The sequence below is a fragment of the Paenibacillus koleovorans NBRC 103111 genome, from assembly GCF_004000845.1.
In the GTDB taxonomy this organism is placed as follows: domain Bacteria; phylum Bacillota; class Bacilli; order Paenibacillales; family NBRC-103111; genus Paenibacillus_AA; species Paenibacillus_AA koleovorans.
The window spans coordinates 1-24230 of record NZ_BIMA01000008.1 but is presented as its reverse complement, the minus strand read 5'-3'; the positions used below and the strand labels follow the sequence as shown (position 1 = coordinate 24230).

General features: G+C 56.1%; 22 protein-coding genes. 11 read left to right on the top strand and 11 right to left on the bottom strand.

All coding sequences use genetic code 11. The features are described from left to right. Window positions 1–177 precede the first annotated feature (177 nt). The gene (locus PKO02S_RS04205) at window positions 178–2061 is read left to right on the top strand and encodes a bifunctional metallophosphatase/5'-nucleotidase (RefSeq protein WP_373865187.1); all 1884 of its coding nucleotides are present in this window, start codon (window positions 178–180) and stop codon (window positions 2059–2061) included. Window positions 2062–2102: 41 nt separating this feature from the next. Here PKO02S_RS04205 and PKO02S_RS04200 read toward each other — a convergent pair whose 3' ends face one another. Both PKO02S_RS04200 and PKO02S_RS04195 read right to left on the bottom strand, forming a co-directional pair. Next, the gene (locus PKO02S_RS04200) at window positions 2103–2945 is read right to left on the bottom strand and encodes an amidohydrolase family protein (RefSeq protein ID WP_127579842.1); all 843 of its coding nucleotides are present in this window, start codon (window positions 2943–2945) and stop codon (window positions 2103–2105) included. A gap of 23 nt (window positions 2946–2968) precedes the next feature. After that, on the bottom strand, window positions 2969–3760 hold the full coding sequence (locus PKO02S_RS04195) for a phytanoyl-CoA dioxygenase family protein (protein ID WP_127579841.1): 792 nt from the start codon (window positions 3758–3760) through the stop codon (window positions 2969–2971). 134 nt (window positions 3761–3894) lie between these two features. Between PKO02S_RS04195 and PKO02S_RS04190 the strand changes: the two genes are divergently transcribed. Further along, window positions 3895–4788: an AraC family transcriptional regulator gene (locus PKO02S_RS04190; RefSeq protein ID WP_127579840.1), complete on the top strand. Its 894-nt coding sequence runs from the start codon at window positions 3895–3897 to the stop codon at window positions 4786–4788. A gap of 3 nt (window positions 4789–4791) precedes the next feature. Here the strand turns inward: PKO02S_RS04190 and dgoD are convergent, their stop codons facing one another. After that, a complete protein-coding gene (gene dgoD, locus PKO02S_RS04185) occupies window positions 4792–5940 on the bottom strand; it encodes a galactonate dehydratase (protein WP_127579839.1) in 1149 nt (382 codons plus the stop codon). A gap of 329 nt (window positions 5941–6269) precedes the next feature. Here dgoD and PKO02S_RS04180 point away from each other — a divergent pair, with 329 nt between their 5' ends. Beyond that, window positions 6270–7574: a hypothetical protein gene (locus PKO02S_RS04180; protein ID WP_127579838.1), complete on the top strand. Its 1305-nt coding sequence runs from the start codon at window positions 6270–6272 to the stop codon at window positions 7572–7574. 66 nt (window positions 7575–7640) lie between these two features. Further along, on the top strand, window positions 7641–7934 hold the full coding sequence (locus tag PKO02S_RS04175; protein WP_127579837.1) for a Dabb family protein: 294 nt from the start codon (window positions 7641–7643) through the stop codon (window positions 7932–7934). Between the two features lie 74 nt (window positions 7935–8008). Here PKO02S_RS04175 and PKO02S_RS04170 read toward each other — a convergent pair whose 3' ends face one another. Next, on the bottom strand, window positions 8009–8743 hold the full coding sequence (locus PKO02S_RS04170; RefSeq protein ID WP_246066827.1) for a VanW family protein: 735 nt from the start codon (window positions 8741–8743) through the stop codon (window positions 8009–8011). A gap of 264 nt (window positions 8744–9007) precedes the next feature. Further along, the gene (locus PKO02S_RS04165) at window positions 9008–11338 is read right to left on the bottom strand and encodes an MHYT domain-containing protein (RefSeq protein ID WP_127579835.1); all 2331 of its coding nucleotides are present in this window, start codon (window positions 11336–11338) and stop codon (window positions 9008–9010) included. Between the two features lie 131 nt (window positions 11339–11469). Between PKO02S_RS04165 and PKO02S_RS04160 the strand changes: the two genes are divergently transcribed. Then, window positions 11470–12552 (top strand): DNA alkylation repair protein, encoded by a 1083-nt coding sequence (locus tag PKO02S_RS04160; RefSeq protein WP_127579834.1) that lies wholly within the window; start codon window positions 11470–11472, stop codon window positions 12550–12552. A 136-nt stretch (window positions 12553–12688) separates the two neighbouring features. Here the strand turns inward: PKO02S_RS04160 and PKO02S_RS04155 are convergent, their stop codons facing one another. From PKO02S_RS04155 to urtA, 6 genes are all read right to left on the bottom strand, one after another. Next, window positions 12689–13975 (bottom strand): MFS transporter, encoded by a 1287-nt coding sequence (locus PKO02S_RS04155; protein WP_246066826.1) that lies wholly within the window; start codon window positions 13973–13975, stop codon window positions 12689–12691. Between the two features lie 228 nt (window positions 13976–14203). Then, window positions 14204–14941 carry an urea ABC transporter ATP-binding subunit UrtE gene (gene urtE, locus PKO02S_RS04150; protein WP_127579832.1) on the bottom strand — a complete coding sequence of 246 codons (738 nt, stop codon included), beginning with the start codon at window positions 14939–14941 and terminating at the stop codon, window positions 14204–14206. After that, complete coding sequence (gene urtD, locus PKO02S_RS04145) at window positions 14934–15752, bottom strand: urea ABC transporter ATP-binding protein UrtD (protein ID WP_127579902.1); 819 nt, start codon at window positions 15750–15752, stop codon at window positions 14934–14936. Before urtD ends, urtE begins: the two co-directional genes overlap by 8 nt. Then, window positions 15742–16830, bottom strand: a complete 1089-nt coding sequence (gene urtC / locus PKO02S_RS04140) for an urea ABC transporter permease subunit UrtC (RefSeq protein ID WP_127579901.1) — start codon at window positions 16828–16830, stop codon at window positions 15742–15744. The genes urtD and urtC overlap by 11 nt, the downstream gene beginning before the upstream one ends. A 130-nt stretch (window positions 16831–16960) precedes the next feature. Further along, a complete protein-coding gene (gene urtB / locus PKO02S_RS04135) occupies window positions 16961–17866 on the bottom strand; it encodes an urea ABC transporter permease subunit UrtB (protein WP_127579831.1) in 906 nt (301 codons plus the stop codon). Between the two features lie 78 nt (window positions 17867–17944). Further along, window positions 17945–19108 (bottom strand): urea ABC transporter substrate-binding protein, encoded by a 1164-nt coding sequence (urtA, locus tag PKO02S_RS04130; RefSeq protein ID WP_373865188.1) that lies wholly within the window; start codon window positions 19106–19108, stop codon window positions 17945–17947. Window positions 19109–19533: 425 nt separating this feature from the next. Here urtA and PKO02S_RS04125 point away from each other — a divergent pair, with 425 nt between their 5' ends. From PKO02S_RS04125 to PKO02S_RS04100, 6 genes are all read left to right on the top strand, one after another. Then, entirely contained in the window at window positions 19534–19860 is a 327-nt protein-coding gene (locus PKO02S_RS04125; RefSeq protein WP_127579829.1) for an urease subunit gamma, read from the top strand. Continuing rightward, window positions 19857–20273, top strand: a complete 417-nt coding sequence (locus tag PKO02S_RS04120; protein WP_127579828.1) for an urease subunit beta — start codon at window positions 19857–19859, stop codon at window positions 20271–20273. The genes PKO02S_RS04125 and PKO02S_RS04120 overlap by 4 nt, the downstream gene beginning before the upstream one ends. Beyond that, window positions 20270–22033 (top strand): urease subunit alpha, encoded by a 1764-nt coding sequence (ureC, locus tag PKO02S_RS04115; RefSeq protein ID WP_127579827.1) that lies wholly within the window; start codon window positions 20270–20272, stop codon window positions 22031–22033. Before PKO02S_RS04120 ends, ureC begins: the two co-directional genes overlap by 4 nt. Next, the gene (locus PKO02S_RS04110) at window positions 22033–22746 is read left to right on the top strand and encodes an urease accessory protein UreF (RefSeq protein WP_127579826.1); all 714 of its coding nucleotides are present in this window, start codon (window positions 22033–22035) and stop codon (window positions 22744–22746) included. Before ureC ends, PKO02S_RS04110 begins: the two co-directional genes overlap by 1 nt. A 38-nt stretch (window positions 22747–22784) precedes the next feature. After that, window positions 22785–23474 carry an urease accessory protein UreG gene (gene ureG / locus PKO02S_RS04105; RefSeq protein WP_127579825.1) on the top strand — a complete coding sequence of 230 codons (690 nt, stop codon included), beginning with the start codon at window positions 22785–22787 and terminating at the stop codon, window positions 23472–23474. Further along, window positions 23464–24230: urease accessory protein UreD (locus tag PKO02S_RS04100; RefSeq protein WP_164821281.1), on the top strand; the 767-nt coding region annotated here is incomplete at its 3' end. The genes ureG and PKO02S_RS04100, both read left to right, overlap by 11 nt.

The following is a 24230-nucleotide window of genomic DNA, read 5'->3' as shown; positions in this document are numbered from 1 at the left end:
ACTTAAGGAAATATGGTACTCAGACTGGATACATAGGTTCTCAGAACGAATCCTGAGGCTCAGACCGAACGCCGCCTACAAACTTAACTTCTTTTTTACATATAAACCAAGCTCTCCTAACAATTCGGCCCTATGCTAAACCTAGCACTCTATTATGATTTGCTAGGAGGGTTTCGTTTGAAAGCTAGCCTGAAAGTCATCACACTAGGAGCACTAACCGTCGCAGCCGCGGTCTGGACAGCCGGGATCGCAAGCGCCGCCCCGGCCGAACCTATCGCACACGCACCCTGGATGCAGAAGAAAGGCATTCTGCAAGGCTCCGACAACGGCCAATTGGAGCTTGCTCGGAACGTAACCATCGCCGAAGTCGCTACAGTGCTCTCCCGTCTGCAAGGGCAATCCAACCTGTCTCCGAATGCAGCATACAACCATTGGGCGTCCGGCATCCTCGCTTGGGCAGTAGGCAAAGGCATCGTAACGCCGCAAGAAGCCGCCAATCCGGATCAAAAGCCGACCGCGAGCCGCATCAGCGCAATGGCGGGCAGCGCCGGCTACAACGTGAAGTTGACCGCAGCGGATCAAGTGAGCCGGGACGCCTTCTTCAACGCCGTCGGCGAAGCCATCACGACTCGCATCACGATCGGCCATACGAACGACGTTCACGGTCATATTCAAGAAGACAAAACGAATAAGGAATACGGCTATGCCAAGATGGCTACGCTCATCAAACAATGGAGAGCGGAAAACCCGAACTTCCTGCTGCTCGACGCCGGAGACACGTTCCAAGGGACCGTTTTCGTCAACCAATTCAAGGGCGAATCCATCATTCCGATTCTGAACTCGCTTGATTATGAAGCGATGGCGGCCGGCAACCACGAATTCGACTTTGGCTACGAGCAGCTGCTGAAGCTGAAGGGCATGCTGGACTACCCGGTGATCAACGCCAATGTGTTCAAGGCCGACGGCAGTCAACTGCTCGAGCCGGTTACCTACGCGACGATCGGTGGAGAGAAGTTCGCCTTCCTCGGATTCGTGACCGAAGAGACGCCGATTCTGACCCATCCCGACAATGTAAAAGGACTGACATTCCGCAATCCGGTCGAGGTCGCCAAACAAATGGTGCCGGAGCTCAAGAAAAGCGTCGATCACGTCATCGTCGTCTCCCATATCGGCATCGAAACCGACCGCGAAATCGCCATACAAGTGCCGGGCATCGACCTGATCGTCGGCGGTCACACCCACACGCCGATCCGCACCCCGGAGCTCGTGAACGGAACCTACATCGTGCAAGACTGGGAGTACGGCAAGTCGCTTGGCAAGGCCGAGCTGGTTTACCTGAACAAGGAGCTCGTAGCTTTCTCCGGCGGTTTGACCGAGTATGACGAGACGGTGGCTGAGGATCCGGCAATCGCCGAGATGGTCAAACAGATCACAACGGAAATCGACTCCGTCATGAACGTGGTCATCGCGAAAACGGATGTCGCTCTTGATGGAGACCGCACGATTGTACGCAAGATGGAAAGCAATGTCGGCAACCTGATCGCCGATTCGATGCTCGAGAAGTCCAAGTCGATCAAAGGCTATGAGTCCGATGTCGCGCTTGTGAACGGCGGAGGCATTCGCGTGCAGCTGGCTGCAGGCGATATCACGAAGAAAGACTTGTACAGCTTGCTGCCGTTCCCTAACACCTTGGTCGTTCTGAATGCTACGGGGCAACAAATTCGCGAAGCCCTGGAAAACGGCGTCAGCCAAGTGGAGTCCGGCGCAGGTCGCTTCCCGCAAATCAGCGGCATGTCGTTTTCCTATGATCCCGCCAAACCGGCCGGACAACGCGTAACCGAAGTGAAGGTCGGAGGCGCGCCGATCGATCCGAACAAGACGTACAAAGTGGCGACCAATGATTTCATCGCGGTTGGCGGAGACGGCTACTCGATGTTCGCGGGCGGCAAGCCGTTCAACACAGGCATAACCATGTACGAGTTGATGGAGCAATATTTGATCAAGCACAATTCCGTGAACCCGAAAGTGGAAGGCCGAATTACCGAATTTACGGCGCAATAAAAATATGTCCCCCTTAGCTGCGATCAGCTAAGGGGGATTTTTTACGAGAAGAGAATGCCATAGAACCGGGCTGCATTTTCCCCATACAACAATCGTCGATCACGAGCCGTCAGACCGGGAGGCAAGTTCAGCTCCAACAGCTTCCAGACGTCCTCGTATGTCGCGGACAGCAAGCAGACCGGCCAGTCGCTGCCGAACATGACGCGCTCCGTACCGAAAACCTCGAAGATCGTCTCCACATACGGCAAGTAATCGTCGACTCCCCAGACGCCATCGAGCACCTCCGGCACCATCCCCGACAGCTTGCACAGAACCGTCTCACAGCGCGCCAGGGAAGTGATTTCCGTTCTCCAGGACTCCAGCTTCTGCAGCGTGACTTCCGGCTTCGCCAGATGATCGATAACGGCACGCAATCCGGGCACTCGCTCGAACAATTCGATCAACACGCCGAGATGTCTCGGTCGAGCTTGCAGATCGATCGGAAAGTCGTACTTCACCAGCGTTCTAAGATTCTGAAGCACTTGCTCCTGCAAGATCCACTCCGTTGGCAAGTTCTGGATCATCGGCCGGATGCCCACGAATCGAGGATGCTGCTTGAGTCGCAGAAACTCCGCCAGGAACGCGTCCGGCTCCGACTCCAAGTCCAACCACCCCACGACCCCGGCGATCGTCTCGTCCTCATCCGCCAGCCTCAGCATAAATTCCGTCTCCGCCACCGTAGGAGCGGCTTGAACTACAATCGTTTTGTCAATTCCGAATCGTCTTAAGTAAGGCTTCAAGTGCGCCGGCAAATAATCGGCATACAGCAATCCGGTTGCCGGCGTCAACCAGCCATAATCGGCCCGTTCGGGCTTCCAATAATGTTGATGGGCGTCCACTCGCATGGAAGGATGCGCCTCCCGCTTGTTTATTTGATGACGCGCTCCATGTGAAGGTACTGGTCCTTCGGCAAGCGCGCGTAAGGCTCTGCCGGGATCGGGGCGACCGGATTGTGGTTAAAAGTGTCCTCCCCCCGCACCAGCATCGTTTTGAACAGCGGAGCTTTGGACAAGTCGCATTTCACATCCGTTGCCGAATAGCGAATCGTCAGTCCGATTCTCCAGCGATCGGAGTTGTTCGCCGGCGAGCCGTGTACCATCGCATCGTCGTGAAGCGACAATTGACCTGCTTTCATCTCCAACGCCACCTTGTCCTGCTCCCGGAACGAGCCGAGCTCGAGCTCCAGGTTCAGGAATTCCTCTTCCGTCGTAATATGCTTGATCAATCCGGCTCTGTGGGAGCCCGGAATGACATACATGGCGCCGTTCGCGACGTCGACATCGGTGAAAGCGAGCCATACAGTCACGGAATGATGCGGCGAAAGCGGCCAATAATACGAATCCTGATGCCAGCCTACTCTCGATTTGGACCGTGGTTCTTTGGCGAAAAATTGAGAGCCCCACAAATAAAAATTCGGTCCGAGCAAGCTTTCCACGTAATCCAGGATAAGCGGCGTCGTGCAGAGATCGTACAGCCACCGGCTCGACAGATGCCATTCTCGGATGTCCAGCAGCTTCTCATCGGCGTCCAACTGCCCGACTAACGATTGAAGCCCCTCGTTAAGCGACTTCATTTGCTCCTCATCGAACACCTTCGGCAGCCCGATCAAATACCCTTCCCTCTTGTAAAAATCCACTTGATCCTGTGACAGCAGCGCCATCTCATTTCATCCTCCCCAACTCCATATTGAACTCCCTGATCAGAATCTTACCGTACGGCAGAAGCTCTGAGGATGTATAATGGAGTTGAGTTGGTTGTAAAAAAGTACTGTCATGTACCGGAGGTTGGAGTAGGATGGAAACGATTCATACCAACAAAGCGCCGTACTCAAATATGCCCTTAGCCCCTTATATCCGAAGCGCGGGGTATGCCGTACGCAAAGCTCCGACAAGACCGCAAGACCGCCGCATCCTCGACTATTACATGCTCGTTATGCAGGAAGGCATCGCGGAAGCCGTGCTGAACGGCAAGACTTATGCCGTCCGAGAAGGCGACATCCTGTTGTTCCAGCCGAATCAGCTGAAAAGCTTGATTAGCACCCAGCCTCTCGTATGCGCCTTCGCGCATTTCGACCTGTTCTACAATCCATTGCGCGAGATGAGCTTTGCCGTTCACGAAGGCACGGTGGATCTGGAGGCGTATCCTCATTTGATGCAACCGTCGCTAAGCGAGTTCGGCTTAGATGTGCCCCTGCTCGTTCATGTGGCGCAGCCTGCCAAGTTCAGAGCGACCTTCCTCCATGCCGTCGAGCTGTGGATGAGTGAAGACGCGCTTCAGCGAGTCGAGGCGAACCACCTGATCTCGGAGCTGACCATCGCCCTCTTCAAGCAGTATTCCGGCTGGAACGCCCGGCATTCGACGATCGACCAAGCGTTGGACCGGATTCCCGCCTATCTAGCCTTGCATCTCAGCGAACCGCTTCCCGTGCAAGAGCTGGCGGCGGCCGCGCATTTGTCAGAATCCCGCTTCCATCTACTGTTCCGGCAACGCTTCGGCGTCTCGCCGCATCAATATTTGATCCAGCTTCGGCTGCAGCATGTGAAGGAGCTGCTGGCGGAAACGAGTTTGACTCTCGCGGAAATCGCCGAGCAGTGCGGGTTCACTGACTTGCACCACTTGTCCAGCTCGTTCAAGCGGCGCGAGGGAATGGCGCCAAGCGAATACCGCGCTCAGCGCTCGCGAGCATGAGCCCTACCATTCGGCAATACTGCCGTCTTGATGGCGCCACACGGGATTTCTCCAGTTGTGCCCGACTTCGGCCATTTTTCTTACAACTTCCTCATTGATCTCGAGTCCCAAACCCGGCCCCTGCGGGATTTTCACGAAGCCGTCCTTGTAGTCGAACACATCCGCATCCGTCAAATAATCGAGCAGGTCGCTGCCCTTGTTGTAGTGGATGCCGAGGCTCTGCTCCTGGATAAACGCATTGTGCGCCGTCGCATCCACCTGCAGGCATGCCGCTAGCGCGATCGGGCCGAGCGGACAGTGCGGCGCCAGCGCCACGTCGTAGGCTTCCGCCATCGAGGCGATTTTCTTGCACTCGGTGATGCCGCCCGCATGCGACAGATCCGGCTGAATAATATCGACGACGCCATCGGCGAGGAGTGTCTTGAAGTCCCAACGCGAGTACATCCGCTCCCCCGTCGCGATCGGAATAGAGGTGTGTTTGGACAGCTCCTTCAGCGCCTCGTTGTTCTCGGACAGCACCGGCTCCTCGATGAACATCGGGCGGAACGGCTCCAGCTCCTTGGCGAGAATTTTCGCCATCGGCTTATGGACGCGGCCGTGGAAGTCGATGCCGATCCCCATGGCAGGACCGCAGGCATCCCGCACGGCGGCGATCCGGGCTACCGCTTCGTCGATTTTGGCATAGGAATCGACGTATTGCAGCTCCTCCGTACCGTTCATCTTGACCGCAGTGAATCCGGCTGCCGCCGCCTTCTGCGCCGCTTCCGCCACCTCAGCCGGCCGATCGCCTCCAACCCAGGAATAGACGCGGATCGAATCCCGACAAGCGCCGCCTAGCAGCTGATAGATCGGGGCGTTGTAAAATTTGCCCTTAATATCCCAAAGCGCTTGATCGATCCCCGCAATGGCGCTCATCAAGATCGGCCCTCCCCGATAAAACCCCGACCGATACAGCAACATCCAGTGATCCTCAATGCGCATCGGGTCCTTGCCGATCAAATATTCCATCAACTCGTGCACACATGCTTTCACCGTCTCGGCCCGACCTTCCACAATCGGCTCTCCCCAGCCTACAAGCCCGTTGTCGGTCTGAATCTTCAGAAAGAGCCAGCGCGGCGGCACTTGGAACAGTTCATAGCTATGAATTTTCATAAAGTCCTCCTTGGTTGATAGACGTTTCCTATTCATAATAGCACGTTCAAGTTGCCGTTGGTTCGGGAAAATGGAGAGGTATAACCCTTCACATTTTCACCAAAATTTTCTATTACGCAAAACATTTTCCTGATGAACTGCGTCTAACCTAGTAAATCATTTGCGAAGTTAGGTGAACAAACATGTTTTCACGATTCAAACTAGGGCTGATTGCGATTGTCATACTAGTTAGCACACTGGCGACTTTTACTCCCCTACATGCGGCTAGTCCATCCGTTCGAGCGACTCTACCTTCCTTCCCCATTTCGATCAATGGACAGCCCTTGGATATGACCCATAGCCAGTACCCCTTTTTGTTTTATCAAGACATCACTTACTTGCCTCTAACTTGGAACCATCTTCAAGCGCTTGGCATCGAGTCGGCTTGGGGGGAAGCCGAGGGCCTGCGGATTTGGACCAATCGCAATTTCCCCAGACCGGCTCGAATAACTCCGCTTGTGCAGGATCTCAGCGACGTCCCCAGGCGCGGACCGTTTACCGCCCGGTTGGCGGAAGGCAATATCGCTCTGAACGAAATTGCCGTTGACAATGGATCGGAGCCTTATCCGTTCTTGACCTTCCAAAATATTATTTACATGCCCCTGACTTGGAATTTCGTGCACGACATTCTGCAAATTGATATCCGTTTGATCGAGACGGGCGGGCTAGAGCTGATCGGCGGTCAGAACGTCATCGGTCCTTTGCCTGGTGACGACGACCATGCGTTGTACTTCCAGTCCATGCTCACGGGGGACCCGAACAAAGCCATGATCAAGATGGATAAAAGCACCTATCGGCTCGAGTGGAAAAGCCGGGAAGAGCTGGAGGAGCTGCGCGGCAGCCGGTCTGCCTCAGAGCATCCCCTTGCCGGGCAACCCGTAACGCCGGAGCGCCAAGACCGCGATTTGTTTTACGGGGACACGAAAGTGTACACGCTAACGGACTCCGATGTGTGGGAATCCGCCGTATGGGGGTCGCCCGTCCTAACAGCTAAGGAGTATCCGGCAGGAGATCAAGGCGATATCCTCTCGATTAATCTGAAATGGAGAATTGCTACGGTCGGTCCGAACTATGGAACGACTTACAACTTTCTCGTTCGGAATGGCACGTCGACCGAGTTGAAGGAATTCAATCGCATTCTGGACCGGGTCATGCCGAATCCCGACGGAACCGTATGGATCACGTCCGCGAGTTTGCCCTGGCGCTTCGGGTCCGGACCAATACCAGGAACCGCCGGACTCGGACTCATTGACCGTGACGGCCAGCTCCACATCGTAAATGAGCGGTACAACGGAATGGATGTAGTCGCCCTTGGTCTTACGAACCCTGTCTTATCGAATCCGGCGGCAGTTGACGGCAGCCTTTACGTCGTAATCAAGGCGATACGTCCGGAACATTCTACTCCGGATACGACCGGCCTCTACCGCTTGAACACCAAGCTTGAAGCCGAGCGCCTTTCCAGTTATGCCTCCGGCTTGCACTATCTGGACACATCCCGAACGATCTATATCCAATATCCGAACAATACGATCGAGAATTGGAACACCGGCGAGTCCCACACATGGTTCGATCATGAGCTCGCTGCGATGGAGTAGATTGATCTCTGGTCCGATCCCTTGTAAAATGGTAGATATTTGACCAAAAAGGAGGTTACTCTTACTATGATTCAACGTACCGTACTATTGAAATTTGCCCCAACGACGACCCAGGAGCAGCTGCTGGAAGTGGCCAGTCGTTTCAAGGCGCTGAAGAGCAAGCTGAACGGCATCGTCGAAATCCAGGCAGGCTTGAACATGGCGGAGAAAAGCAAGGAGTACCAAGTCATCCTGATGATCCGCTTCGAGAACCAGCAAGCGCTGGACGCCTACGCGGTGAATGAAGATCATCAAGCTGTGGTGACGTTTATCCGGGAGGCCGGCAGACTGGACAGCATCGGTGTCGATATTGAGATTTAGTTTGGTTTGAAAAGGCCAACCAGAGCAGCTCTGGTCGGCCTTATTTGTTCATTTGATTAGATGCGGAACCCATACTATGAGTGTTGTGTGACTGCTGCTAGCTCCGTGGCAGGGAGTTCATACTTGACTTCGGAGAAATTTCGGATTAGCAGCTCCTGGCGAACTTCATTCCCGGTTTTCTTATCGATGACCGAACGCCAGATTTCGTTTCTTCTGTAGTTTTTACCGTTCTCTTGCAGGAAAGCATGATTTTTCTCAAACACATGATAAGAAAACGGCCACTCCCGCTCCGTCAGCACGGTCCCTTTGAGATGCTCGTCGGTTAGCCACAGCTTGAATTGGAAGCTTTGATCGGTCGGATTGCTGAGCCTTAGATCGATGTAGTTATAGAACACGCTGGCGCCGCTGCCGAAGGGCAAGACGCGATGGTCGTCCGGGAACGGGTCGAAGCTGTGATGATGCCGCTCTTCGATCTGAAGGGGTGTATGCAACGCCAGCCAGAACAACAGATTCGCCATTTGGCAGAGGCCCCCGCCAACTCCTTTCCTAACTTCGCCTTGGGACAACAACAGTCCTTCGATATAGCCTTTTTTCGTCGTCGTTTTCCCCACCAGCTTCCAGAAAGAAAATGTCTCCCCCGGGCGGATCAGTATGCCGTTCATCGCTCGGATGCTAATACTTAAGTTGGTGATTTTGTTCTCCTGGAGCTTCGGGTCCGAGGATCCCAGCTTTCTTCTGAGCAGCGACTGATGCTTTTTGCAAATAACCGGCAGCACACTCTCCGTTTTTGTTGTGGCAAACCTCTTCAAGGACAAGGCATCCCGGACCACCCTTTGGAGTCGAAGCTGAGTGATCCTCATGGGATACAAGAATGGCAGTCGGGTCAGAAGGAATTGTTTCATGCGTTTCTCCTTTAAAAAATCGTCTGAATTTCCCCAGTTAATGTTTTCTATAATTAGTAATCTATTTCCTTCTTAGTTCGAATGTCTGCGCACAAAAAAGCCACCGACTTTTTGTTTGTTCGGCAGCAAAGTGGAAGTAGAATTCAATTTAATTGGGAAAGAAAGAATCGACTAACTGACTCTATTCTCGTTCTCAGTTTCCTGAGTGGAATCTGCGAGAAGCTTTCTTATCTCTTGGACCAAAGCTTTACGGTCGAGCGTGCCTTTTTGGATAATATTTTTCACATAGCCGTTCAAGCGCAATTGATCTTCGGCTGTAATGGTCTTCGCGGTGATGACAACGATGGGAATCGAACTCCACTCCTCGCGCTTCCGCAGCTCTGCCACGAATTCGAAGCCATCCATCTTCGGCATCATTAGATCAAGCAAGATGAGTTGTGGAATCGTCTGGGCCATGCTTTGCAAGGCTACATGACCATTGGCAGCTCTCGCGACCCGGTATCCTTCTTTCTCAAGCATCTTGTACATCATCTGACTGGTAGGAATATCATCTTCAATCACAAGAATGGAAGGAGACACGCGTTCAAGCAGCAGCTTGTTCAGGACAGGCAGCAGCTTTTCCCGATCAATCGGCTTCGTCATAAATTCCGCCGCGCCCAGCGCATAACCTAGACTCTTATCATCCGTCATGGAAATAATCACTACAGGGATACCAGCTAGCTCGGGGTCATTTTTCAACTGGGACAAAACGGACCAACCGTCCATTCCCGGCATCAGCACATCCAGACAAATAACCGCGGGCCGCAGCTGTTTAGCTAGGTTCAACCCTTGTTGACCATTGCTGGCGAACACTAGCCTCCATTCCTCTTGCTCCAAGTAATGCCGCATCAGTTGATGCGCAGCCAGGTAATCGTCTATGATCAGTACCGTAGTGCCGCCTGCCGACTCCTGCTGCAGCCCTTCCTGCTCTTCATCCAAATGGTCCGCTATAGGAATCGCTTCCTCACCGGCTTGAGCCTGCAGCAACGGGAGCCAGATCGTGAATGTCGAGCCTTTGCCATATTCGCTCTCTACATGGATCGTTCCGCCCATCATTTCGGTAATTTTCTTGGTTATGGCGAGCCCGAGTCCCGTTCCTCCGAACTTCTTCGTAGTGGAGGAATCTCCTTGTCGGAAAGCCTCGAACAGATGCTCCATCTGCTCCGGCGTCATCCCGATGCCCGAATCTTCCACGCGAAAAGCGACTCCCGCTATCCCCTGCTCCTTCGCATATGTAACCTTTAGTCTCACCTGGCCTTCCTTCGTAAACTTACTCGCGTTGCTCAGCAAGTTCAGAAGAAGCTGGCGCAGCTTCGTAACGTCCGTAAGCATAAAGCCCTCCGGATATTCGACAAGCAGCTGGTTCTGATTTTTCTCCATCAGCGGATAAACGGTTCTTTGCACTTCCTGCACAAGTCCCGGAATCTCATAAGGCTCCAGGAACAGATCCATTTTCCCCGCTTCAATCTTGGAGAGGTCCAGAATATCATTGATCAGCGACAATAGATGTTTGCCGGCGGTATTGATCTTTTCCAAGTCATTGGCGAAGGTTTGTTCTCCCATTTCCTCCGCTTCTTCTTTCAACATATCGCTATACCCAATAATCGCATTCAGCGGAGTGCGCAGCTCGTGACTCATATTGGCTAGAAACTGGCTTTTGAACAAACTCGCTTCAAGCGCTTCGTCTCTGGCTTTGGAAACCTCGGCATTCTGTACACTGAAATCGTTGGTCCGGCGATCCAGATAGGTCATGAACAGAGCGGATTGCAAAATCACAAAAGTAGCGCCAATCACCGCATAAGCAAGCATATCCTGATTGAGCGACATCCCGTCCGGACCTGCTCCGGCTTTCTCGATAAACGATGCGGCGGCCATACCCGTGTAGTGCATGCCTGAGATGGCTGCTCCCATCACTAGACCGGCACCTGCTTTCAGTAAGTTGCCAACCAACCCCGTCTTCTCCCGCAGCAGGCGAACGATGACCAAAGCCGCCAAAGAAGCCCCAACCGCAATGAGGATGGACAGCCCGAACAAAAACGGATCATAATGGATGGAAGCATTCATATTCATGGCCGCCATCCCCGTGTAGTGCATCACAGTAATGCCTACACCCATTAAGCCAGCGCCCAGGAACAAATTTCGCAGCAAAAATGATTTCTGACTGATGATCACCAACGCCAAATAGGATGTGAACATGGCCGCGATCATCGAGACTGCTACAATCCAAATCTCATACGAGACGGAAATCGGCATGGAAAAAGCGAGCATGGCCACAAAATGCATGGACCAAATCCCGATCCCCATGGAGAAGGCGCCGCCAATTAGCCACCCTCTGCGTGTCCGGCCCACCGCCGCACTCATACGGCCTGCGAATTCGAATGCCGTATAGGATGCAATAACCGCAATCAAATAAGCCAGTACCGCCAGCAACCCGTTGTACTCGCCATGTAAATGGTGTTCCATCTCCGATTCCCCTTTGCTGCAAACTTACATATCCAAAGTATAACGCAATCGATCCGTTCTTACATCAACAGATGGGGAAATATGATAAACTGATTGATGGACACGGACTTCACAAGAGGGTAGGTACGGAAATGGATGCGTTGAAAAACATATATACACGCGAGCTGCTGGATAGTTTTGCGGTCAAGGTTAGGCGGGAATATGCTTCTTTTGATGAAAGGCAATTTCTTGAAACCGTGTTCGATGATGCCTGGGAAAGTCGGGAACTGAAGGAGCGGATGCGGCATATTTCGGCGGCGCTGGGGAAGTTTCTGCCGGGAGACTATGAGAAGGCCGTGGAGATTCTAGAGCGGCTTGCGGGGGAATGCAAAGGATTTCCTTATTTGTTCTTTCCCGATTTCGTGGAGGTTTTCGGACTTGACCATTGGAACACTTCGGTTCATGCGCTTAAAAAGTTCACCCCGTCAAGCAGCTCTGAATTTGCGATTCGTCCTTTTATCGAGCGCGATCAGGATCGCATGCTGAAGACGATGCTCGAGTGGACAAGCGATCCGGACGAGCATGTGCGCCGGCTGGCAAGCGAAGGTTGCCGGCCCCGGCTGCCTTGGGCGGCACCGCTTCGCCGATTGAAGGCGCAGCCCGATCCGCTTCTTCCGATCCTGGAGGCGCTGAAAGCGGATCCCTCCGATTATGTCAGGCGGAGCGTCGCCAACAATCTGAATGATATTTCCAAGGATCATCCGGAGCTTGTGCTGAAAATAGCTCAGGAGTGGATGGGACACGATCCCCGAACGGATTGGATTCTCAAGCACGGCTGCCGCACCTTGCTCAAAAAAGGCGATCCGGAAGCCCTTCAGTTGTTCGGTTTCGGAGGAGCCGGCTTGTCGGAGTCGGTGAAGGTCCGTAATATGACGGTCCAGCCTCAGGACATTCGGATAGGGGAAGAAGTTGTTTTCTCGTTCGTCTTGTCAAGCAGCGATCCGTGTACCTTCCGGCTGCAATTCGGCATCGACTACGTAAAAGCGAACGGCAAAACCTCTCAGAAGCTGTTCCACTTGTCCGAGAAGAAGCAGTTCAGCGGGAACGAAACGATCTCGCGCAAGCTAAGCTTCAGGGACCTCACGACCCGCAAGCATTATCCGGGCAAGCACCGTTTGGCGATTCTTGTGAACGGCGCGGAGGTTGCGGAGGTTTCGTTTGAGGTGCGGGGCTAGGAAGTGTGTAAAAGGCTGCCGAAGATTCGGCAGCCTTAACTATTCCCCTACTTGAATAGCGTGGCGAATTCCATTCAGGTGAAGCACCTTTGGCAAAATGGCTCATCGCATCACCTTGAATCTATTGGACTTTACACTAGCTCTTCCCACGAGACCACAACACAACCGGAACTAGCAACAACGCCAGCCCTGCACCAGCCCAAGAAAGCATGGAGTAGCTGGAGCTGGCTACAACCAATCCTGAAGCGGCTCCCCCCGATGCTCCGGCCAATGCAATCAGCACATCGATTGTTCCCTGTGTTTTGGCGCGAGTTGCGGCGGTGGTCGAATCTACAATAATGGCGGTTCCGCTAATCAAACCAAAGTTCCACCCGAGCCCTAACAAAACAAGTGCTAGTATTAGTATTGGCATCGAATCCGCCGGCGCAAAAGCCGCAACAAGGCCCGCCGCCAAGAGAACGCCGCCAGATGCTAGGGACATCGCTGTACGACCGATTTTATCAACCAAATAACCCGTAAAAAGCGAAGGCAAAAACATCGCACAAACATGAAGACTGATTACTAACCCTACAGCGCTTAAACTATGGCCATGGTGCTTCATGTGGATCGGAGTCATCGTCATAATAGCGACCATCACGATCTGTGTGAGAATCATGACAGTCGCCCCGACGATCAACCCTCTATTGTACTTGGGAGATGCTATCGGTTGGGTTGCTGCGGAATGGGTTGAGGGTTGCTCCTTTTGCGAATTAAAGATGGCTTTGGCAATAACGAGCGGGTCCGGTCTGAGAAAAAAGAAAAGGACAAATCCAGCAAAAATGAAAGCTGCTGCCGCTAAAATAAAGGGACCTGCCAAAGCCGGAATTCCAATGGAAACTGCGAACTCGCCGGTTACATCCACCAAGTTAGGACCCGCCACCGCCCCAAAAGTTGTTGAAACCATCGCCACGCTAATTGCTTTTGCACGCTGCGTCGGTTTGGCCAAGTCAGTACCCGCATACCGCGCCTGCAAATTCGATGCCGTTCCCGCCCCGTATAGTAGAAGCGATACGAACAACAGAAGAATATGCTCATGCACGGCAGCAACTATAACACCGACAGCCCCAATACCTCCTGCCCAAAACCCTGCAACTAGTCCCAGTCGGCGCCCGAAGCGCTGCGAAAGACGTCCCACCAACAAAGCAGCCGCTGCCGATCCAAGCGTGATCAACGCCGAGGGGATGCCGGTAAAGCTTTCTTTCCCCAAGATGTCCTGCGCCAGAAGAGCGCCGACCGTCACACCTGCTGCAAGCCCGGCACCTCCAAAAATTTGCGAGAGCACCACAATGAACAAAGTCCGTTTATATAGTTGTTGCTGCTTAGCCGGAGAATCGATGTAAGATTCGAGCTGGTGCTTTGTGATTTTGCGGGGTTCCTGCGTCACGGTGGAGTTCCTCCTTTCGTAGGGTAGATCAAACTTACTCCCTGCCAGCAAACACACGTCTCTTCGCGATAGCTCCAAAGTAATACTACTCATTGTATCAGTAATTCATGTAAATGGAAGCACCCTCCAATCTACTGCAAACAAATAATGAAGCAAATAGCGATATGCCTCACTTTATACAAAAAAAAAGCCACTCCCCCTGAACCTCAGGGAGAGCTGCCTTGCTGCTTACACCGTCAAATGTTGGCGGACATCCTCCGCCGACAGCTCGGCGGAGCTGCCTTGCGCGACGATAGTGCCTTTGTCCAGCACGTAGTAGTAGTCGGCGATGTTCGTGGCGAACTCGAGGCTCTGCTCGACGAGCAGCACGGAAGTCGTCCGCGACGCCTTGATCGAGGCTATGACGTCCTCGATCAGCTGTACGACGGACGGCTGGATCCCCTCCATCGGCTCGTCGAGCAGCAGCAGCGACGGCTTCGCCGCCAGCGCACGCGCGATCGCGAGCTGCTGCTGCTGGCCGCCGCTCAAGTCGCCGCCGCGGCGTCGCAGAAATTCCCGGAGCACGGGGAACGTGTCCAGCACCTCCTCGGGCACCGAACGCCGCCTCCCGGCGCCTAACCAGCCCCTGCCCGGCGCCGATGCCGCCCCCGACGCCAGCGCCTCCAGCCCGAGCAGCAAGTTCTCCTCCACGGTCAGCTGCGCGAACACGTCGCGTCCTTGCGGCACATAGCCGATGCCGGCTCGCGCACGCCGATCCGGGGGCAGCTTCGTCAGCTCCTTCCCCGCGTACCGCACCGTACCGCTCTTAGCCGGCAACACCCCCATAATGCTCTTCAGGAGCGTCGTCTTCCCTACGCCGTTGCGCCCCATCAGGCAGACGACTTGCCCGGGGTATACCTTCAGGCTGACGTCGCGAAGCACCATACTTTCTCCGTATCCGGAGGCCAAACCTTGGATCTCAAGCATGCCGCTCCCCCCGTCTGCCCAAGTATACTTCCGCGACGCGCTCATCCTGCTGAATATGCTCCATCGTTCCCTCGCACAGGATCTGACCCTCATGCATGACCGTGACCAGACGTGCGTATTCGCGTACGAATTCCATATCATGCTCGACGACGATGATGGACCGATCGGCGGCAATCGTATGCAGAAGCTCCCCGGTCTGCATCGTTTCCTTGTCGGTCATCCCGGCGGCGGGCTCGTCGAGCAGCAGCAGCTTCGGCTCTTGGATGAGCAGCATGCCGATCTCGAGCCATTGCTTCTCGCCGTGCGACAGCGAGCCGCCTTGCAGCCGCGGCTTCTCCTTCAGCCCGATCAGCTCGAGCATCCGCTCGATCTCGCTGCGCTGCTCGCCGCTTAGCCTTGCGGTAAGCGCAGCCCAAATGCCGCGCGGCTGCTTCATCGAGAGCTCGAGATTATCCCACACCGTCAGCTCCGCGAAGATCGAAGGCGCCTGGAACTTGCGCCCGATACCCAGTTGCGCGATGCGATGCTCCTGCAGCTTCGCCAGGTCCGTGCCGCCGTCGAACCGCACCGTGCCGCGAGACGGCTTGACCTTGCCGCAGATCGCATCGAGCAGCGTCGTCTTCCCCGCGCCGTTCGGCCCGATCAGGAAACGAAGCTCCCCTCGCTGCAAGGCGAAGTCGACGCCGCGTATCGCACGGAAGCCGTCGAAGCTGACTTCCAAACCTTCCGTCTGCAGCACAACGGCACCAACAGCACCAACGGCACTAATGGCACCTAATGCATCGGCTACGTCATTCGAATCACCCGGCATGACCGACGCTGCTCCCGGCTCCTGTACCGTCTCCTCCAACTCCACTTCCGCCTGAACCGGCAGCCGTTTTCCCACGCGAGCCCCTCCTTTCGCTAGTCCAACGAATCACGTCCGTCCATACGCCGACAATGCCCCGCGGCAGGAACAAGACGACGATCACGAACAGCCCACCGAGGAAAAACAGCCAGCCCTCCGGGAACGATTCGCTGAAGGATGTCTTCGCCCAATTCGTGAGCAGCGCTCCGAATACGGCCCCGGCCAGGGTGCCCCGCCCCCCGATCGCAACCCACAGCACCATCTCGATAGAAGGAACGATGCCCATTTGAGCCGGAGAAATAATTCCTTCCAGCAGCACGAACAGGATGCCCGCCAGCCCCGCAAGGCCTCCCGATAGGCTGAACACGAACACCTTGTACGCCACCGGATCGTACCCGAGGAACCGCACCCGGTTCTCACCGTCTCGAATCGCCGTCAGAATGCGCCCGAATCGCCCCCGAACCGCCAGCCTTCCCAGCAGGTACACAAGGCCCAGCAGCAGCAGCACCACATAATAAAGCGCGATTTTCGTAGACGTATCGTTCAGATTGAAGCCCAAGAACGAATGAAAATTCGTTAACCCGTTCGTCCCTCCGGTGAAGCCCTGCCTGCCGATGAACAACGTCACGATAATCAACACGAGCGCTTGCGATAAAATCGAGAAAAAAGCGCCCCGGATCCGATTCCGAAACGTCAAATAACCAAGCGCCCCTGCTAATAGCATCGGGAGCACAACCGCCGCCGCCAGCGCGAACACGGCCGACTCGAACGGCATCCAGAACCAGGGCAGCGACTCGACGCCGCTCCAGGACATGAAATCCGGAAGCGCTCCGTCCGACGCAACCAGCTTCAAGTGCATCGCCATACTGTAAGCCCCCAGGCCGAAGAACACGCCATGGCCCAAGCTCAAAATGCCGGCATACCCCCAAATGAGATCGATGCCGAGCGCGAGGATGGCGAAGGTCAAATATTTGGCCAAAAGCGAAAGGCGGAATTCGGTCATGAAATTCGGCGCTATGACCAGTAGCGTGACGAGCAGCATCGTGATCGCGATCTTCGCTCGCCGCAGCGCTCCCTCCGCTCGCTCCGGCGCCGGGATCGGCCTCGTCTTTTTATAGCGTCCTCCTGAAGCTGAGGTTGAGTTTCCCATCGAATCACATCCTTCCGCAAGATCAATCGAGCGACCGCGACCGCATCGAGGAGAACCCGGACGGTCTCCACTGCAGGAACGCAATGATCAGCGTGAACACGATGACCTTGCAGATCGTAGCCGATGTGGCGTATTCCAGCGTTGTGTTCAGCACGCCGATGCTGAGCGCGCCGAACAGCGAGCCGACCAATTGGCCGATGCCGCCAAGGACGACCACCATAAACGCATCTACGATATAGTAGGTGCCGAGCGAAGGGCCGATTGGCCCGAGCAGCGCAACGGCACAGCCGGCAATGCCGGCGATGCCGGAGCCGAAAGCGAACGCCTGCGCATCCAGCCGGCGTGTCGAAATGCCGAGGCAAGCCGCCATCTGACGGTTCTGCATCGTCGCCCGCATGTTCCGGCCTCCGCGACTGCGGTACAAGTACCAATAAATGCCGATCAAGATCAACGCGACGAGACCGATAACGAACAACCGACTATAAGGCAAAATCAATTGCTCCGTAATCGTCCAGCCGCCTTCCAGCCAGCCGGGAGCTTGAACCGCCTTGTTCGGCGCGCCGAACAGCGTACGCGCCAGCTGCTGCAGGATGAGGCTAACGCCCCATGTCGCGAGCAGGCTGTCGAGCGGCCTTTTGTAAAGGTGGCGCACGAGCAGCGTTTCCAGCAACCACCCTATCGCATAAGCCAGGGCGAAGGCTGCTGGCAAGGAAACGACGAAATACAAATCGAACATCGACTCCGGCATCCGGCTCTTGAACCATTGCTGAATCATGTAAGCCGTGTACGCCCCGATCATAATGAACTCGCCGTGCGCCATATTGATGACATTCATCAGGCCGAATGTGATGGCTAGCCCGAGCGCTACCAGCAGCAGAATCGAGCTGACGCTAATTCCGTTGAACAGCTGCAAGAGCAGTAAGCTCATAGCATCCCCACTCTCTGGATATTGGAAGGAGAGCCGCCGGTTAAGGCTAGCCCTCCCGATGGAAAGGAATCGTTCCGCTTACTTTTTACCCGACACTTCAGCGCCCCAAGGGAATGTAGTCAACCATGGATCCGGCTTTACGGCATCCTTCGTGCTGAATACTTCCTTAATCAAGCCGTCCGACCCCACTTCCCCGATTCTAACCTTTTTATAGATGTGCTGGGTTTCGGCATCGAACTTGATGTCGCCTTCAGGCGCCTTGATCGTTACGTCCTTCAGTGCGGCCTTCACTTTGTCGAGCTCGAACGAGCCCGCCTTCTTCACCGCTTCCGCCCACAGATATACGCCCAGATAGCCTGCCTCGATCGGATCGGCCGTCACGCGGTCTTTGCCGAACTTGGCTTTGTAAGCTTCGACGAACTTCTTATTCTCCGGCGTATCGGTCGTCTGGTAGTAGTTCCAGGACGTGTAATGACCAGCCAGTTGGGTAACTCCGATGCCGCGAATTTCTTCCTCCGCGACGCTCACGGACAAGACCGGAATGTCTTTGGCCGTAATGCCGGCGTCCTTCAGCTGCTTGAAGAAGGCTACGTTGCTGTCGCCGTTCAGCGTGTTGAAGATGACGGTAGGTTTGGCGGACTTGATTTTGCTGATCACCGTACTATAGTCCGTGTGGCCAAGCGGCGTGTATTCCTCGGCTACTGTCTCTCCGCCTTCGGCAACGAGCTGCGCCTTGATGATCTTGTTGGCCGTTCTAGGGAAGACGTAGTCGGAGCCGAGCAGGAAAAACTTTTTGCCTTTGTTCTGCAGCAGCCAAGTCACCGCAGGGATGATTTGCTGGTTGGTCGTGGCGCCGGTGTAAACGATGTTAGGGGATGTTTCAAGTCCTTCATATTGCACGGGGTAGAAAAGAAGGCCTTTGTTCTGCTCGACTACGGGAAGCATGGCTTTGCGGCTCGACGATGTCCATCCGCCGAATACGACGGCCGTCTCATCTTTCTGAATAAGCTTCTTGATCTTCTCGGCGAAAATTTGCGGATCGGACGCTCCGTCCTCGACGATCGGCTTCAGCTTCTTGCCGAGCACCCCGCCGGCGGCGTTGATCTCCTCGATCGCCATCATCGTCGAGTCTTTCACGGACACTTCGCTGATCGACATCGTACCGGTCAAGGAGTGCAGCACCCCGACCGGGATGTCCCCGCCGCTCCCGCCAGTCGACTTGCTCTCGGCGCAGCCCGTCATGACCGCTGCCGCCATCACCGTAACCGCCAAGGCGGATACGATTTTTTGCTTGGTAGTTTTTCTCATCTGTTAGATTGACCCCCAATCCAAGATTTGGTATTGCAAGTTTTATGTTAAAGCCACACACCATCACATGTCAATATATCTAACGTAAAATTAATTCAAATTTTCTTGGAATGTTCGTTTTTCGGACTAAATACACTGTATTCACAGTCAAAATCGGAATATTATTAGGACAAAACACGAACATTGCAAAAAAATAACAAAAAACCCCCGAATCACAGGAACACGTACGTAATATGTATGTTATTTTATATTACATGTTAAGAAAATTTTATTTACACAAAGTCAGGATTTCCCCTATAATGATCTTCAAACCATTGTTAAGTTTTGGACAAAGAAGGCGGTTTAGAGGGGGGAGCGGCTTGCATCTTACGGAAAGAGAGAAGGACCGATTGCTTATTACGCTTGCCGCCGATTTGGCGAGACGCCGGATGGGCCGCGGACTGAAGCTGAATTATCCGGAAAGCTTGGCGCTTATCACTTCCGAGCTGCTGGAAGCGGCCAGGGACGGGATGAGCGTCGCCGACCTGATGGCTTATGGAGCGACTGTGCTCCACCGCGGTCAAGTGATGGAGGGAGTAGCCGAAATGATCCATGAGGTGCAGGTGGAAGCCACGTTCCCTGATGGAACGAAGCTGGTGACGGTGCATCAGCCGATACGTACGCGTTCGGGAGGTGAAGCTTCATGATCCCGGGGGAATACCGGCTCCGCGACGGTTTAGTGGAGCTTAACGCAGGCAGAAGAACATCGCGGATCGAGGTGGCCAATTGGGGAGATCGCCCTGTACAAGTAGGCTCTCATTTTCATTTCTTCGAGGTGAATCGAGAGCTGCACTTTCGGAGAGAAGCTGCGTTCGGCATGCGGCTCGATATCCCGGCCGGCTCTGCCGTACGATTCGAGCCCGGCGAGTCGAAGCCTGTCGATTTGGTGGAGATCGGCGGGGCGAAGGCGGTATACGGTATGAACGGATTGACGCAAGGACCGACGGAGCGCGTGGGCAATGAAAGCGCAGGCGAGGCGAACACAGGCGCGTTGCCGGAGGATGTGCGTCTGCGGCTCCAAGCATGGACTTCCTTACCGGAGGGAGGGCGACAGCCATGAGCATCATCACTCGTTCCTCCTACGCGGCGATGTTCGGGCCGACCAAGGGCGATGCCGTAAGACTTGCGGACACGGAGCTATGGGCCGAGATCGAGCATGATTACACGGTTTACGGAGATGAATGCAAATTCGGCGGGGGCAAAGTAATACGCGACGGCATGGGGCAAAATGCACGCCTTACCCGCCGCGACGGGGTGCTCGACACCGTCATTACGAACGCCGTCGTCATCGATCATTGGGGGATCGTCAAGGGGGATATCGGCTTGCGCGACGGACGGATCGTAGCGATCGGCAAAGCCGGCAATCCCGATCTGATGGACGGAGTCCATCCCGAGTTGATTATCGGCGCGAGTACGGAGGTTATTGCAGCTGAAGGTAAACTCGTTACGGCCGGCGGCGTTGATACCCACATTCACTTCATCTGCCCCCAGCAGATCGAGACGGCGCTGGCATCCGGCATCACGACAATGATCGGGGGCGGCACCGGGCCGGCCACCGGCACGAATGCTACCACCTGCACGCCCGGCGCTTGGCATATGGAGCGCATGCTCGAATCGGCGGAGGCGTTTCCGATGAATCTCGGGTTTCTGGGCAAAGGCAACGCTGCCTCGCTCGAGCCGCTAACCGAACAGATCGAAGCCGGCGCAATCGGCCTCAAGCTGCACGAGGACTGGGGCACTACGCCGGCGGCAATCGATACCTGCTTGCAGGCGGCCGATCTCTATGACGTTCAAGTGGCGATCCACACGGACACATTGAACGAGGCCGGTTTCGTGGAAGACACGCTGAGGGCAATCGGCGGACGAACAATCCACACTTACCATACGGAAGGCGCAGGCGGCGGGCATGCACCCGATATCATCAAAGCCGCTTCCTTTCTGAATGTGCTGCCTTCTTCCACGAACCCTACGCGTCCTTTTACCGTTAACACGATTGAAGAGCATCTCGACATGCTGATGGTGTGCCACCATCTCGACAGCCGCATCCCGGAGGACGTAGCGTTCGCCGATTCCCGCATCCGACCGGAGACGATCGCCGCCGAGGACGTGCTGCACGATCAAGGCGTGTTCAGCATGATCAGCTCCGATTCGCAAGCGATGGGCCGCGTCGGCGAAGTGATCATCCGCACTTGGCAGACGGCCGATAAGATGAAGAAACAATTTGGCGTCCTAGCCGAGGATGGCAGCGGCGGCGGCGGTGGTGGCGTTGGCGGCGGCAAGCAAAACCCTGAGCAAGACAACGACAACTTCCGCATCAAGCGCTATATCGCGAAATATACGATCAACCCGGCGCTGACACATGGCATCGGTCACCTGGTCGGATCGGTGGAAGCCGGCAAATGGGCCGACCTCGTGCTCTGGAGCCCCGCCTTCTTCGGCGTCAAGCCGGAGATGATCCTGAAGGGCGGCATGATCGCCTATGCCCAGATGGGCGATCCGAACGCCTCGATTCCTACCCCTCAGCCCGTGTACGGAAGACCGATGTTCGGCTCCTTCGGCAAAGCCGTCGCGACAGGCAGCTTCACCTTCGTATCGCAGGCCGCTTTCGAACAAGGCGTGCATACGCGGCTGGGGCTGACGAAGCGGATCGAACCTGTGAAGGGCTGCCGCAGTGTGACGAAAAAAGATATGGTGCACAACGACGCGACTCCTTCGATCGAAGTGAACCCTGAGACGTACGAAGTGAAGGTCGACGGACAGCCGGTTACCTGCGAGCCCGCCTCCGTGCTACCTATGGCGCAGCTGTTCTTCCTGTTCTGATGGGGAGTGCACAAGGGGGACTCGCCGACGGGAGCTGGCTCCGCTTCGCCCAGCTGCTCGACTCCGCGCTGCCGATCGGGGCGTTCTCGCACTCGTTCGGCTTGGAGACGCTCGTGCAGGACGGCGTTCTCCGCACCGGAGCCGAGCTGGAGAGCTATATCCGCGCCATGCTCGAAGGAAATTGGGCGACGACCGATGCGCTCGCGGTCAAAGGGGTTTATGTGTTCGGCGGCCAGGCTGGCGATTGGTCCAGCGTGTACGCCTTGGACCGCGAGCTGCACCTGGCCCGAGCGGCGGCGGAGACGCGGACCGGCATGGCGAAGATCGGTCGCCGGCTGCTCCAGCTCGTCCGGGAGCTGTATCCGGACGAGGATTGGTCGCCGCTGGTCGAAGGCGTGTCCGCCCGGAAATGCCCAGGCGCCTTCCCGACCGTATTCGGGCTGGCGGCGCTTCGGCTTGGTGTCGAGCTGCGCACGGCAGGCGAAGGGTACTTGTACGCCTGCACGGTCAATGCCGTCAATTGCGCATTGCGATTGATGGCGATCGGCCAGACGGAAGGCCAGCGTTTGATCGCCAGGCTGCTGCCGGCGGTTCAGGAAGCTTGGGCGCTGGCCGAGTCGCTCGATCCGTTCGACTGGTACAGCAGCACCCCGCTGGCCGAAACCGCGATGATGAAGCATGAGAAACTGTACTCCAGGCTGTTTATGTCATAGGTTCGAATCGTTCGAATCCAAATCAGGAGGTTTTGTCCATGTGCAAGGAAGGCCAGCATCATCACCATCACCACCATGTTTGGGAAACCCCGCCGATGAAGCGCGACCGCGCGGTCCGAATCGGCATCGGCGGCCCGGTCGGCTCCGGCAAAACCGCGCTAGTGGAACGGTTGTCCCGCGCGCTCAAGGACCAATTCAGCTTGGCCGTCATCACGAACGACATTTTCACCAAGGAAGATGCACGCATCTTGATGAGCACCGGCGTGCTGCCGGAGGAGCGGATCATCGGAGTGGAGACGGGCGGCTGCCCGCATACGGCGATCCGGGAAGACGCTTCGATGAATTTCGAAGCCGTGGAGGAGCTCCAGCACCGATTCGAGCATCTGGATCTGATCTTCATCGAGAGCGGCGGCGATAACTTGGCGGCGGCGTTCAGTCCCGAGCTGGTCGACCGTTTCATCTACATCATCGATGTCGCCCAAGGGGAAAAAATTCCGCGCAAAGGCGGCCCCGGCATCATCCGCTCGGATTATCTGGTCATCAACAAAATCGATCTGGCTCCCCATGTCGGCGCCAGCCTCCGGGTCATGGAGGAGGATACGATCCGCATGCGAGGCGAGAAGCCGTTCGTCTTCACCAACCTGTTCAGCGGCGAAGGGCTGGACCAGCTTACCCGCTGGATCGAGCATGAGATGCGGCATGCGGAGCCGGCTGCCCATGCTGGGTAAACCGGCCGCCCTGCAAGCCAAGTTCATCGTAGCGCCGAACGGCAAGACTCAGCTCGCGGAGAGCTTCGCGCGTGCGCCGCTTAAGCTGGCCAAGACGTTCGAGCAGCCGGGCGGCGACGGCCAAGCCGGCGTCATCGTCATGGATTGCTCGCCTGGCCTCATGGCGGGCGACGTGTATGAGCAGGCCTGGTGGCTGGAGCCGGGCGCTTCGGTGAAGATTGGCAGCCAGTCGTTCACGAAGGTGCATCCGTCCGACGGCAGGGCTAGCCGACAGCGGCTGCGCTTCCGCGTCGAGCGGGACGGCTGCCTGGAGTGGCTGCCTCAGCCTCTCATGCTGTACGCGGACGCGAGGCTGCACAGCGAGTGCATGCTGGAGCTCGGCGACGGCGCGGTCGCGGCGCTGACGGAGATCGTCTGCCCGGGCCGTTCGCTGCGCGGGGAGTCGTTCCAGTACGGCCTGTACGATAGCCGGTTCACGGTCTCCCGCGCCGCCGGCGGCGAAGTGCTGTACCGCGGGCGGCAGCGCTGGGAGCCGGCACGGCAGCGGCTCGCGTCGCCGGCCGTGTGGGGCGAGTTCACCCACATCGGCACGCTGTGGGTGTTCGCCGACCGGCTGCGGCCGGCGCACGCGGAGCTGCTGCACGAGGCCGCGGCGCGACTCGAGCGGCCCAGCGAGCCGCGCTCGCGCGGCGTCAGCAGCGATGCAGTCGGCGGCGGCTCGGGCCGTGCTGGCGGCTCCGACGGCGCGGCGGGCGG

Coding starts and splice junctions, on each gene's coding strand:
- PKO02S_RS04200 (WP_127579842.1), bottom strand. CDS start 2,945: ATGCGAGTGGACGCCCATCAACATTATTGGAAGCCCGAACGGGCCGAT.
- PKO02S_RS04195 (WP_127579841.1), bottom strand. CDS start 3,760: ATGGCGCTGCTGTCACAGGATCAAGTGGATTTTTACAAGAGGGAAGGG.
- PKO02S_RS04190 (WP_127579840.1), top strand. CDS start 3,895: ATGGAAACGATTCATACCAACAAAGCGCCGTACTCAAATATGCCCTTA.
- dgoD (WP_127579839.1), bottom strand. CDS start 5,940: ATGAAAATTCATAGCTATGAACTGTTCCAAGTGCCGCCGCGCTGGCTC.
- PKO02S_RS04180 (WP_127579838.1), top strand. CDS start 6,270: ATGACCCATAGCCAGTACCCCTTTTTGTTTTATCAAGACATCACTTAC.
- PKO02S_RS04175 (WP_127579837.1), top strand. CDS start 7,641: ATGATTCAACGTACCGTACTATTGAAATTTGCCCCAACGACGACCCAG.
- PKO02S_RS04165 (WP_127579835.1), bottom strand. CDS start 11,338: ATGGAACACCATTTACATGGCGAGTACAACGGGTTGCTGGCGGTACTG.
- PKO02S_RS04160 (WP_127579834.1), top strand. CDS start 11,470: ATGGATGCGTTGAAAAACATATATACACGCGAGCTGCTGGATAGTTTT.
- urtE (WP_127579832.1), bottom strand. CDS start 14,941: ATGCTTGAGATCCAAGGTTTGGCCTCCGGATACGGAGAAAGTATGGTG.
- urtD (WP_127579902.1), bottom strand. CDS start 15,752: ATGCCGGGTGATTCGAATGACGTAGCCGATGCATTAGGTGCCATTAGT.
- urtC (WP_127579901.1), bottom strand. CDS start 16,830: ATGCTGCTCGTCACGCTACTGGTCATAGCGCCGAATTTCATGACCGAA.
- urtB (WP_127579831.1), bottom strand. CDS start 17,866: ATGAGCTTACTGCTCTTGCAGCTGTTCAACGGAATTAGCGTCAGCTCG.
- urtA (WP_373865188.1), bottom strand. CDS start 19,108: ATGACGGGCTGCGCCGAGAGCAAGTCGACTGGCGGGAGCGGCGGGGAC.
- PKO02S_RS04120 (WP_127579828.1), top strand. CDS start 19,857: ATGATCCCGGGGGAATACCGGCTCCGCGACGGTTTAGTGGAGCTTAAC.
- ureC (WP_127579827.1), top strand. CDS start 20,270: ATGAGCATCATCACTCGTTCCTCCTACGCGGCGATGTTCGGGCCGACC.
- PKO02S_RS04110 (WP_127579826.1), top strand. CDS start 22,033: ATGGGGAGTGCACAAGGGGGACTCGCCGACGGGAGCTGGCTCCGCTTC.
- ureG (WP_127579825.1), top strand. CDS start 22,785: ATGTGCAAGGAAGGCCAGCATCATCACCATCACCACCATGTTTGGGAA.